Source organism: Comamonas sp. GCA5 (genome assembly GCF_036541385.1).
GTDB lineage: Bacteria > Pseudomonadota > Gammaproteobacteria > Burkholderiales > Burkholderiaceae_C > Comamonas > Comamonas aquatica.
On the sequence record NZ_JAZHFR010000034.1, the window covers coordinates 1 to 11,778 of the forward strand.

An 11,778-nucleotide genomic window follows, 5' to 3' on the forward strand; every position below is an offset into this window, starting at 1 on the left:
CTGCCGTGCGCCAGGTTGAGCCACACCCCGGGACGCCCGCTGGCACCCACGGCGGGCAGGCCGTCGGGCAGGTGGCCGCGCACGCCGCGCCACACCTGTACCTGCGGGGAGGAGAGGTGTGCGCCACCGGGGAACCAGTCGTTGAGCAGACGGTACATGCGTTGCAGTGTAGCGGTGTGGTACGGGGTGCTGGCGGTGCTGTTCAATTCCAGTCCGGCGGTGATGCGCACGCGTTGCCCCATCCGGGTGATGGTGGCCTGCTGCGCCCAGTCCATGACGCTGCCGCGCGGGGCCTGCAGGGCGTCGCGCACGGGGGCGGTCACGCTGTAGCCCCAGTTGGTCATCAGGGGCAGTTGCAGGCCCAGGGCCTGGCTGCTGAGTTGCTGGTGCGCGCCGGTGCACAGCACGATGGCATCGTGCAAGTGCAACTGTTGGGCGGTTTGCACCCCCAGTGGCTGGGTGCTGATGCGCTGGATGGCCATGCCGGTGTGAATGTGTGCGCCCAGGTGCTGGGCCTGCATGCGCAGCAGGTGGGTCCACAGCCGGGGGTTGATGGACTCACCCTGGGGGAAGTGCAGTGCGCTCAGCCAGGCGATGTCCTGACCCAGGCTGGGTTCGATGCCCAGTGCCTGCTGCGGACTCAGCAGTTGGCAGGCAATCCCCTGTTCCTGCAGCAGTGGCAGGCGCTGCTGCCAGAACTCCAGTTCCTGCGGGTTGCGCAGCAGGATCAGTGCCCCGGGGCGTTGCTCGGCAATCGATTCCGGATCCTCGCAGTCTTGCCAGCGCAGGTCTTGGCTGTAGCTCGACAGGGCCTGCAAGGCGGAGAACAGGGGATGGGCGCCCTGCTTGAAGGCTTGTTTTTCGTGCTTTTTCCACTGGCGCATCCAGCGCCAGGTGTTGCTGCCCAGAAAGGTCGAGGCCTGCAGCAGACCGCTGCCCTTTTGCAGCTGTTTCAGCGGCATGCCCACGCCGGGTGCCGACAGGCTGGGCGCCACGCACGGTGACAGCCAGCCGCCCGGGGCAAAACTGGCCTCCTCGGCGGTGGCGTTCATTTGTTCATAGACGGTGACTTGGTGCCCGTCGCGGGCGAGTTCCAAGGCCGTGGAGATGCCGGTGATACCGGCTCCCACGATGGCGATATTCATGGCGTGTCGGGCGCAATTCGTGAACCCGCGATTTTGACGCGCAATTGCAGTCGTCAAGCACCCACTTCGCAAAGAAATATCAAGTGTGGGTCAGTGGGGCTGCGGGCGGGGTGGTTGGGTGAAATATGTGGGTGGCGGATGGGGTGCAAAAGGGTGAATCCACAGCGCAGCGCTGGAGGGTGGTCTGGCTTGTGCTAAAATTTTTCGGCTTTGCAGTTGACTGTCCGGTAAAACGCTGGGCGGGGCTGTCAAAGTGAATCGCAAATCAGCTCTCTTAAGGTGTTGCCAAACCTGGAGGTTTGCAAAATCGAGCTGCATTTAAGACCCAACCTTTTGGAGAAAAAACATGTCCGTTACCATGCGCGAAATGCTGGAAGCTGGTGTCCACTTCGGTCACCAGACTCGTTTCTGGAACCCCAAGATGGCTCCGTTCATCTTCGGTCACCGCAACAAGATCCACATCATCAACCTGGAAAAGTCCCTGCCCATGCTGCAGGACGCCCAGAAGTTTGCCAAGCAACTGGCATCCAATGGCGGCACCATCCTGATGGTCGGTACCAAGCGCCAAGCTCGTGAGCTGGTGGCTGAGCAAGCCCAGCGCGCAGGCGTGCCTTACGTGGATCAGCGTTGGTTGGGCGGTATGCTGACCAACTTCAAGACCGTGAAGACGTCGATCAAGCGTCTGAAGGACATGAAGGCTCAGCAAGAAGCGGGTCTGGAGTCCCTGTCCAAGAAAGAGCAGCTGATGTTCGCTCGCGAACTGGAAAAGCTGGAGAAGGACATCGGCGGTATTCAAGACATGAACACCCTGCCTGACGCCATCTTCGTGATCGACGTGGGCTTCCACAAGATCGCTATTTCCGAAGCCAAGAAGCTGGGTATTCCATTGATCGGTGTGGTGGACTCCAACCACAATCCCGAAGGCGTGGACTACGTGATCCCCGGTAACGATGACTCGGCCAAGGCTGTGGCTCTGTACGCCCGCGCCATCGCTGACGCCATCCTGGAAGGCCGTGAAGCCCGTCTGAACGATGTGGCCAAGGTTGCTGCCGGCGAAGGCTCTGACGAGTTCGTGGAAGTGGATGAATCCGCTGCCTAAGAGCTGGCTGCGCGACTCGTCGCGATAAGAAAGCGGGGCTCACGGTAGCCCCCTTTTTTTAAGCTGAAATCCTGTAACGATTTGAACTGAATACGGAGAAACAAGATGGCTGCAATTACCGCAAGCATGGTGGCTGAACTGCGCGCGAAGACCGACGCGCCCATGATGGAATGCAAGAAGGCCCTGACCGAAGCCGATGGCGACATGGCCAAGGCCGAAGAGTTGCTGCGCGTGAAGTTGGGCACCAAGGCTGGCAAGGCCGCTTCGCGCGTGACGGCTGAAGGCGTGGTGACCTCCTTTATCGACGGCAACGTGGGTGCCCTGATCGAAGTGAACAGCGAAACCGACTTCGTGTCCAAGAACGACAGCTTCCTGGCGATGGCTGCGGCTGCGGCCCAGCTGGTGGCCAAGCACAATCCCGCCAACGTGGAAGCCCTGGGCGCCGTGGCTTACGAGCAAGACGGCTTTGGCCCCACCCTGGAAGACGTGCGCAAGGGCCTGATCGGCAAGATCGGTGAAAACATGTCCTTCCGCCGCTTCAAGCGTTTCGAAGGCAACCTGGCTTCGTACGTGCACGGCTCGCGCATCGGCGTGATCGTGGAATTCGAAGGCGATGCTGCTGCTGCCAAGGATGTGGCGATGCATGTGGCAGCCATGAAGCCTGTGGCACTGACCTCCGCCGACGTGCCTGCCGAGCTGATCGAGAAGGAACGCGCTGTGGCCGAAGGCAAGGCTGCCGAATCCGGCAAGCCTGCCGAGATCGTCGCCAAGATGGTCGAAGGCTCGGTGCAGAAGTACCTGAAGGAAGTGTCGCTGGCCGACCAAGTGTTCGTGAAGGCTGCCGACGGCAAGCAGACCGTGGCACAGATGCTGAAGGCTGCCAACACCACCGTGAAGGGCTTCACCCTGTACGTGGTGGGCGAAGGCATCGAGAAGAAGGCTGACGACTTCGCTGCTGAAGTGGCTGCCCAGATGGCTGCTGCCAAGGGCGCCTGATCCCCCTCTGGCGCTGACTGCTCTCGATCGATTTCCAACCCATAACCACTTACAACACCGGAGTTACCCATGACACAAGTTCAACCAGCCCACAAACGCATCCTGCTGAAGTTGTCTGGCGAAGCGCTCATGGGGGACGACCAGTTCGGCATCAACCGCGCCACCATCGAACGCATGGTGGCCGAGATTGTCGAAGTGACCAAGGTGGGTGTGCAGGTGGCGGTGGTGATCGGCGGGGGCAATATTTTCCGCGGCGTGGCGGGCGGTTCGGTGGGGATGGATCGCGCCACAGCGGATTACATGGGCATGCTGGCCACGGTGATGAATGCACTGGCGCTGGCCGATGCCATGGACAAGCAGGGCTTGACCGCGCGCGTGATGTCGGCCATCGGCATCGAGCAGGTGGTGGAGCCTTATGTGCGCCCCAAGGCGCTGCAGTACCTGGAAGAAGGCAAGGTGGTGGTGTTTGCCGCGGGTACGGGCAATCCTTTCTTCACGACCGATACAGCTGCCGCCCTGCGCGGCGCCGAAATCGGTGCCGAAGTGGTGCTCAAGGCCACCAAGGTGGATGGTGTCTACACCGCAGATCCGATGAAGGATCCCTCGGCCACCCGCTACACCAAGCTGGCATTCGACGAGGCGATTGGCCGCAACCTTGGCATCATGGATGCCACGGCTTTTGCGCTGTGTCGTGACCAGAAGCTGCCCATCCGCGTATTCTCCATCGTCAAGCCGGGCGCCTTGCTGCGCGTGGTCATGGGCGAGGATGAGGGCACATTGGTACACGCTTGATCCATTAACAGCGAGTAGAGGCCTTCCTTGTGTAAACAATGGAAGGCCATTTGCTTTCAGAGGTGATGAATATGACGATTGCTGAAATCAAGAAGAACACCGAAACCAAGATGGGCCAGTCCCTCGAGGCTTTGAAGAACAACTTGGGGCGTATCCGTACCGGGCGTCCCAGCCCGCAGTTGCTGGATGTGATCCAGGTGGAGTACTACGGCTCCATGGTGCCGCTGTCGCAGGTGGCCAACGTGTCCCTGCTGGATGCGCGCACCCTGAGTGTGCAGCCCTGGGAAAAGAACATGGCGGCCAAGGTGGAAAAGGCCATCCGTGAAAGCGACCTGGGCCTGAATCCCGCATCGATGGGCGACCTGATCCGTGTCCCCATGCCTCCGATGAGCGAAGAGCGCCGCAAGGAAATGACCAAGCTGGCGCGCAACGAGGGCGAAGCCTCGAAGGTGGCGGTGCGCAACCTGCGTCGCGATGCGAACGAAGCGGTCAAGCGCCTGGTCAAGGACAAGGAAGCTTCCGAAGACGATCAGAAGCGCTCGGAAGCCGACATCCAGAAGATGACCGACAAGCACATTGCCGAGGTCGACGCTTTGGTCGCGGCCAAGGAACAAGACATTCTGGCGGTGTGAAAGCCGGACACTGCCAGGATTGCCCATGACCTTTTCTTCTGCAGTGCCGCGCCATGTGGCGGTCGTGATGGACGGCAATGGCCGTTGGGCCAAGAAACGGTTTTTGCCGCGCCTGGCCGGGCACAAGCAGGGGCTGGAGTCGCTGCGCCGCTGTGTGCGCCACTGCATTGAGCGTGGCGTGCGGGTGCTGACGGTGTTTGCCTTTTCTTCCGAGAACTGGAACCGTCCTGCGGAGGAGGTCTCGGGCCTGATGAACCTCCTGGCCGGGGCCCTGGCGCGCGAGGTGCCCAGCCTGCACGCGGAGGGGGTGCAGCTGCATTTTGTCGGCGAGCGCAGCAGCTTGTCCGACAAGGTGGTGGCGGGCTTCCTGCAGGCAGAAGCATTGACGGCCAGCAACGACCGTCTGGTGCTGAATGTCTGCTTCAACTATGGCGGGCGCTGGGACATCGCCCAGGCTGCCGCTGGCTTGGCTGCGCAAGGCATCGCCATCACCGAAAGCAGCCTGGGTGCCGCCCTGGCCATGGCCCATGTGCCAGACCCGGACTTGCTGATCCGCACCGGGGGCGAATACCGCATCAGCAATTTCCTGCTGTGGCAGGCCGCATACTCGGAGCTGTATTTCAGCCCCGCCCTGTGGCCCGATTTTGACGCGGCGGAGCTGGATGCCGCGATCGCCGAATATGCACGCCGGGAGCGTCGCTTCGGCCAAACTTCTGAACAAATAAATCAGTCATCCGAGCAGCGATTGACTGTCTGAAGGTAGACCATCCCATGCTCAAGCAGCGAGTCATCACTGCCATCCTCTTGCTGGCCATTTTGTTGCCGGCCCTGCTTCATCCCAATGTGTGGCCGTTCAACCTGCTGGTGCTGGTGCTCGTAACGGCCGGGGGCTGGGAGTGGGGGCGCCTGAATGGCTTGCAGCCGCTGGGGGCGGTGACGACCGCCGTGGTGGCGGCGTTGCTGTGCGTGGCGACCTGGCAGATGGGGTGGCTGGCGCAGCCGCACCCTGTGCTGTGGCTGCTGGCCGGCGCGGCCTGGGTGCTGGGCAGTGCCTGTCTGGTGAAGGCTGGCGTGCCGGGCTGGGCGAAGATTCCGTTCATCGTGCGCTGGTGTGCCGGCGTTCTGGCCCTGTGGGTGGCAGGACTGGCCATGGTGCAGGCGCGCCAAATGGGTGTGAATTTCCTGCTTTCCATCCTGGTGCTGGTCTGGGTGGCGGATGTCTTTGCCTATTTTGCCGGGCGGGCGCTGGGGCTGCGCTTCACGAAGGTGAAGCTGGCGCCCGCCATCAGTCCCGGCAAGAGCTGGGAGGGCGCCTGGGGCGGTGCCCTGGGCGTGGTGGCGCTGGCCTTTGTCTGGGTGGCGCTGGACCGTGCCAACCAGGTGCAGGTGCTGAGTTTTTACAGCCGCGTGTTTGACCGCGGCTGGTGGCTGCTGTTGCTGGCGGCCCTGTTCATGGCGGCCATGAGCGTGGTGGGGGATCTGGTGGAGTCTTTGATCAAGCGCAGCGCTGGGGTCAAAGATAGCAGCCAGCTGCTGCCAGGGCATGGTGGGGTGCTGGACCGCATTGATGCGCTGCTGCCGACCCTGCCTCTGGCCATGATGCTGACTTCTTTGGTGCAGTGATGAAACAACGTTTGACGGTGCTGGGCTCCACGGGCTCGATTGGTACGAATACGCTGGATGTGGTGCGCCGCCACCCGCAGCAGTACGAAGTGTTTGCGCTCAGTGCCTCGACGCAGGTGGAGCTGATGCTGGCCCAGTGCGCCGAATTCCGGCCGCGCTATGCCGTGATGGCCAGTGGTCCCCATGCGGTGCAGCTGGCGCAGGATTTGAAGTCGAATGGCCTTCCAACGCAGGTGTTGCAAGCGCAGGATGCTCTGGAACAGATAGCATCTCACCCCGAGGTCGATGTGGTCATGGGGGCGATCGTCGGGGCCGCGGGTCTGTCGCCCTGCCTGGCGGCCGCGCAATCGGGCAAGCGCCTGCTGCTGGCGAACAAGGAAGCGCTGGTGGTGGGGGGCGCCCTGTTCATGGACACCGTGCAGCAGAACGCATGCACGCTGCTGCCGATCGACAGTGAGCACTCGGCGATTTTTCAATGCCTGCCCGAAGATCGCAGCACCTGGTCCGCGCGCATTGACAGCCTGTTGCTCACCGCATCCGGTGGGCCCTTCCGCCAGCGCGATCCCGCCACACTGGCCGAGATCACGCCATCGCAGGCTTGCAACCACCCCAATTTCTCCATGGGGCGCAAAATCTCGGTGGACTCGGCCACCATGATGAACAAGGCCCTGGAGGTGATCGAAGCCCGCTGGCTGTTTGATGTGGCCCCCGAAAAGATCAAGGTGGTCATTCACCCCCAGCAGATCATCCACTCCATGGTGCAGTTCAAGGATGCGTCCATCCTGGCCCAACTGGGCACGCCGGACATGCGGGTGCCGATTGCCTGCGGTCTGGCCTGGCCGGAGCGCATCGAAAGTGGCGTGGCGCCCCTGGACTTCACGGCGTTGGCGGGCTTGACCTTTGAGGAGGCGGATGCGCACCGTTTTCCCGGCCTGCATTTGTCGTGGCAGGCGCTCAACGCTCCGGAGGGCACCACGGCCGTGCTCAATGCGGCCAACGAGGTGGCGGTGGCGGCTTTCCTAGCCGGGCAGCTGCGTTTTGATCGCATCCATGCCGTGAACCTGGAAACCTTGGGAACTTTGACGCCCTCGCAGCCCCGAAGCGTGGGGGATCTGCTGGCATTGAACGATGAGGCGCGCAGCGTGGCTGCAGGCGTGTTGGAGCGTTTTGCGGCGTGATCGTGTGCGACGGCTACGGAGGATAAAGACTGCATGCTGACCTTGGTTGCCTTCATCGTTGCTCTGGGGCTGCTGATCGCCATCCATGAGTACGGCCACTACCGCGTGGCCGTGGCCTGTGGCGTCAAGGTGCTGCGCTTTTCCATCGGCATGGGCAAACCGCTCCTGCGGTGGACGCGCTCTGGCTCGGACACCGAGTTTGTGATCGCCGTCCTGCCTCTGGGCGGTTATGTGCGCATGTTGGACGAGCGTGAGGGTGCGGTCCCCGCTGAGCAGTTGCACCAGGCGTTCAATCGCCAGCCTTTGCGCAAGAGGGCGGCGATTGTGGCCGCAGGGCCGCTGGCCAACCTGTTGTTGGCTGTGGCGCTCTACAGCGTGGTGAACTGGGTCGGTGTGGAGCAGCCCAAGGCGATCGTCTCCGCGCCGGAGGCCGGGTCACTGGCGCGTGCCGCGGGTCTGCAGGGAGGGGAGTGGATCCAGTCGGTGCAACTGGGTCAGGCCCCTGCACAGGCGGTGGAATCGTTCGAGGATTTGCGCTGGCAATTGACACAAGCGGCCTTGAATGCCCAGGACATTCGGCTTTTCTGGCGCGATACGCGCAGCGGCCGGCAGGGTGAGGGTGTACTCAAGCTGGCCGATCTGGGCAGTGCAGCGCTGGATCAAAGCATGCTGACAGCGATCGGGATTACTGCGCCCTGGACGCCGCCGGTGGTCGGGGAGGTCATGGCCAATATGCCGGCCGCCCGGGCGGGTCTGCAGGCGGGCGACGTGGTGCAGACGGTCAATGGCCAGCCTGTGATGGATGGGGCCCAGTTGCGCAGCCTGATTCGCAACGCCGCGCAGAACCCGCCTGTGGCGCAGGCCTGGGTGGTGGAGCGCCATTCCCGTTTGCAGGCGCTGGAGGTCGTGCCCGAGCTGGCAACGACCGAGCAAGGTCGGATTGGTCGCATTGGTGCCTATATCGGTGGCATGCCCGCAATGGTGACGGTGCGCAAAGGCGCCTTGGATGGCGTGGTGGCGGGTGTGGCAAGGACCTGGGACGTCTCGGTCCTCAGTCTGCAAATGATGGGCAAGATGCTGGTGGGCGAGGCATCGCTGAAGAATCTCAGCGGGCCTCTCACCATTGCCGATTACGCCGGCAAATCGGCCAGCCTGGGCTGGATTCAGTATGTCTTGTTCCTTGCGCTCATCAGCGTGAGCCTGGGTGTGTTGAATCTGTTGCCGCTTCCTGTTCTGGATGGTGGGCACCTGATGTATTATCTTTGGGAAGGTGTCACAGGGCATCCCGTCAACGATGTATGGATGGAGCGTCTTCAACGGGTGGGCATTAGCCTGTTGCTTGTGATGATGTCCATTGCTTTATTTAACGATATCAGCCGCATTTGGGGCTAAATCACAGCTGCTCTCCAATGTTGGCGCCTGCTTCTCACATGAAACTCCCGTTTAATCGATTTGGCGCGCGCACTGCCACGGCGGTTGCTGCGCTGCTCTGTTTGGCCCAAGGGGCTTGGGCTCTCGAGCCGTTCAAGGTCCAGGACATCCGCGTCGAAGGCCTGCAGCGTGTCGAAGCAGGTACCGTGTTCGCCTCCATGCCTTTGCGTGTTGGCGATGAATACAACGACGACAAGGGGGCCGCAGCGATTCGCTCGCTGTTTGCCCTGGGGCTTTTTAAAGACGTCCGCTTGGAAGCCAATGGCAACGTCCTGGTGGTGGTGGTGGAAGAGCGCCCCACGATTGCAGGCGTGGACTTTGTCGGTACAAAGGAGTTCGACAAGGAAGCGTTGCAGAAGGCCATGCGGGATGTGGGCCTGGCAGAAGGTCGTCCTTTCGACAAGGCCCTGGCCGATCGCGCCGAGCAGGAGCTCAAGCGCCAGTACATCAACCGCAGCCTGTATGGCGCGGAGGTCGTGACCACCGTCACGCCGATTGAGCGCAACCGGGTCAACCTGACTTTCTCGGTGACCGAGGGCGAGGCCGCGAAGATCAACAACATTCGCATTGTCGGCAACCAGGCGTTCAGCGAATCCACCCTCAAAAAGCAGTTCGACCAGGACACGGGCGGCTGGCTGAGCTGGTATACCAAGTCGGACCGCTATGCACGCAGCAAGCTGAATGCGGATCTGGAAACCTTGCGTTCCTATTACCTGCAGCGCGGTTACCTCGATTTCCGGATCGAATCCACGCAGGTGGCGATTTCGCCGGATAAGCAAAAAATCTCCTTGGTGGTCAACATCCACGAAGGTGAAAAATTCGTGGTCTCTGGCGTGCAACTGGAAGGCAACTACCTTGAGCGCGAGGACGAGTTCAAGGCCTTGGTGAAAATTCGCCCGGGTCAGCCTTACAACGCCGATCTGGTGACAGAAACCACCAAGGCTTTCTCGGACCACTTCAGCAAGTTTGGCTTCGCGTTTGCGCGTGTCGAAGCAGTGCCTGAAATCGATCGTGAACACAATCGTGTCGCTTTTGTGCTGCGTGCAGAACCGTCGCGCCGTGCGTATGTGCGACGCATTCAAGTGTCTGGCAACGATCGCACCCGCGACGAAGTGATTCGCCGCGAATTCCGTCAGTTTGAGTCCTCGTGGTATGACGGTGACAAGATCAAGCTTTCGCGGGATCGCGTGGACCGTTTAGGCTTTTTCACGGAAGTCGGGGTGGATACCCAGGAAGTGCCAGGAGCCCCTGATCAGGTGGATCTGGTTGTGAGTGTGAAGGAGAAACCTACCGGGGCGGTGACGCTGGGTGCGGGTTTCTCGAGCGCGGAAAAAGTCTCTCTGACTTTCGGTATCAAGCAAGAAAATGCGTTTGGCTCGGGCAACTATCTGGGCTTGGATGTGAATACCAGCAAGTACAACCGTACGCTGGTGGTAAGCACGACCGATCCATATTTCACACAGGACGGTATTTCGCGCACCGTTGATGCTTACTACCGTACCTCACGTCCCTATTCGTATGTTTACGATGGGAGCGAGGTGGATACCGATGATATGTACAAGATCGTGTCCAAGGGCGCCTCTGTGCGTTTTGGCGTGCCTTTCAGCGAGCAGGATACGGTTTACTTTGGCCTTGGCTTTGAGCAGACCTCGATCAAGCGCGGCGTTTACATGCCATCGCAGTACGAGCCGTATACAGGCAAGAGCAATACGGCCATTCCGCTGACTTTGGGTTGGGGGCGTGATTCGCGTGACAGCGCCTTGGCGCCGAATTCTGGTCGTTATCAGCGCTTCAATGCCGAGTGGTCGGCGGCTGGTGATCTGAATTACGTCAAGGCCAATTACCAGTTCCAGCAGTACATCCCAGTGACCAAGGCGATCACTTTCGCAGCGAATGCAGAGCTGGGCTGGGGCAAGGGGCTGGGCGGCAAAGATTTTCCCATCTTCAAGAACTTCTACGCAGGCGGTTTGGGCTCGGTCCGTGGCTTTGAACAAGGCAGCCTCGGTCCCCGTTCAAGCACCTTTGTGGGGCCTGATGGCACGCCCACAGCCTATGCGTCTGGTAACTACTCTTACCTGGGCGGTGCCAAAAAAGCTGTGATGAACTTCGAGTTGATCGCACCATTCCCAGGCGCGGGGAATGACAAGACCCTGCGTTGGTTCACCTTTGTTGATGTGGGTAACGTTTACGGTGAAAATGACCCCATTCGATTCAGCGACATGCGCGCTTCGGTGGGTATCGGTTTGAGCTGGATTTCACCATTGGGTCCATTGCGACTGGCATGGGCCAACCCTATCCGCAAGCAACCGGGTGATGAGTTGCAAAAGCTTCAATTTCAAATTGGAACGTCTTTCTGATGAAAAACATGTATCGCACACTGGCAGTTTCTGCCTTGCTGGGTAGCCTGGCACTGACTGCTTACGCACAAGACTTCAAGGCAGGTTTTGTGAATACGGATCGCATATTCCGCGAGGCCAACTCTGCCAAGGCTGCACAGGGCAAGCTGGAGCAGGAATTCTCCAAGCGCGAGCGCGAACTCGTTGCCACTGGCAAGGCTTTGAAGACGGCATCGGAAGCATTTGAGCGCGATGCTCCCACGTTGTCGGAAAGCCAGCGTGTTTCCAAGCAGCGTGAGCTGGTGGAGCGCGACCGTGACTTCCAGCGCAAGAACCGCGAGTTTCAGGAGGACCTGAACGCCCGCAAGAACGAAGAGTTGGCGCGCGTGCTGGAGCAGGCCAATCGCGTGGTGCAGCAGGTTGCTGAGGCTGAAAAGTACGATGTGATCCTGCAAGAAGCCGTGTACGTGAACCCTAAGCACGACATCACAGACAAGGTGATCAAGGCCTTGAACAATTCCGGCAAGTAATCTGCTTGGACATCAA

Annotated in this window: 11 protein-coding genes; 10 read left to right on the plus strand and 1 reads right to left on the minus strand. The window is 60.7% G+C overall.

Annotated features, from left to right (window positions below; genetic code table 11):
• Positions 1-1,145: NAD(P)/FAD-dependent oxidoreductase (locus tag SJH88_RS10010; RefSeq protein ID WP_274754378.1), on the minus strand; the 1,145-nt coding region annotated here is incomplete at its 3' end.
• Positions 1,146-1,491: 346 nt separating this feature from the next.
• Between SJH88_RS10010 and rpsB the strand changes: the two genes are divergently transcribed.
• From rpsB to SJH88_RS10060, 10 genes are all read left to right on the plus strand, one after another.
• Positions 1,492-2,244 (plus strand): 30S ribosomal protein S2, encoded by a 753-nt coding sequence (rpsB, locus tag SJH88_RS10015; protein WP_042412231.1) that lies wholly within the window; start codon positions 1,492-1,494, stop codon positions 2,242-2,244.
• 105 nt (positions 2,245-2,349) lie between these two features.
• Positions 2,350-3,240, plus strand: a complete 891-nt coding sequence (gene tsf / locus SJH88_RS10020) for a translation elongation factor Ts (protein WP_042412229.1) — start codon at positions 2,350-2,352, stop codon at positions 3,238-3,240.
• 69 nt (positions 3,241-3,309) lie between these two features.
• Positions 3,310-4,032 (plus strand): UMP kinase, encoded by a 723-nt coding sequence (gene pyrH, locus SJH88_RS10025; protein ID WP_210930564.1) that lies wholly within the window; start codon positions 3,310-3,312, stop codon positions 4,030-4,032.
• A gap of 71 nt (positions 4,033-4,103) precedes the next feature.
• Entirely contained in the window at positions 4,104-4,664 is a 561-nt protein-coding gene (gene frr, locus SJH88_RS10030; RefSeq protein ID WP_183301338.1) for a ribosome recycling factor, read from the plus strand.
• A gap of 25 nt (positions 4,665-4,689) precedes the next feature.
• Positions 4,690-5,421 carry a polyprenyl diphosphate synthase gene (gene uppS / locus SJH88_RS10035; RefSeq protein ID WP_210930565.1) on the plus strand — a complete coding sequence of 244 codons (732 nt, stop codon included), beginning with the start codon at positions 4,690-4,692 and terminating at the stop codon, positions 5,419-5,421.
• A 14-nt stretch (positions 5,422-5,435) separates the two neighbouring features.
• Positions 5,436-6,287: a phosphatidate cytidylyltransferase gene (locus SJH88_RS10040; protein WP_274754379.1), complete on the plus strand. Its 852-nt coding sequence runs from the start codon at positions 5,436-5,438 to the stop codon at positions 6,285-6,287.
• Entirely contained in the window at positions 6,287-7,465 is a 1,179-nt protein-coding gene (ispC, locus tag SJH88_RS10045; protein WP_274754380.1) for a 1-deoxy-D-xylulose-5-phosphate reductoisomerase, read from the plus strand. Before SJH88_RS10040 ends, ispC begins: the two co-directional genes overlap by 1 nt.
• 33 nt (positions 7,466-7,498) lie before the next feature.
• Entirely contained in the window at positions 7,499-8,857 is a 1,359-nt protein-coding gene (gene rseP / locus SJH88_RS10050; protein ID WP_274754381.1) for an RIP metalloprotease RseP, read from the plus strand.
• A gap of 38 nt (positions 8,858-8,895) precedes the next feature.
• Positions 8,896-11,253 (plus strand): outer membrane protein assembly factor BamA, encoded by a 2,358-nt coding sequence (bamA, locus tag SJH88_RS10055; RefSeq protein WP_274754382.1) that lies wholly within the window; start codon positions 8,896-8,898, stop codon positions 11,251-11,253.
• Positions 11,253-11,762, plus strand: a complete 510-nt coding sequence (locus SJH88_RS10060) for an OmpH/Skp family outer membrane protein (RefSeq protein ID WP_042412214.1) — start codon at positions 11,253-11,255, stop codon at positions 11,760-11,762. Before bamA ends, SJH88_RS10060 begins: the two co-directional genes overlap by 1 nt.
• Positions 11,763-11,778 lie beyond the last annotated feature (16 nt).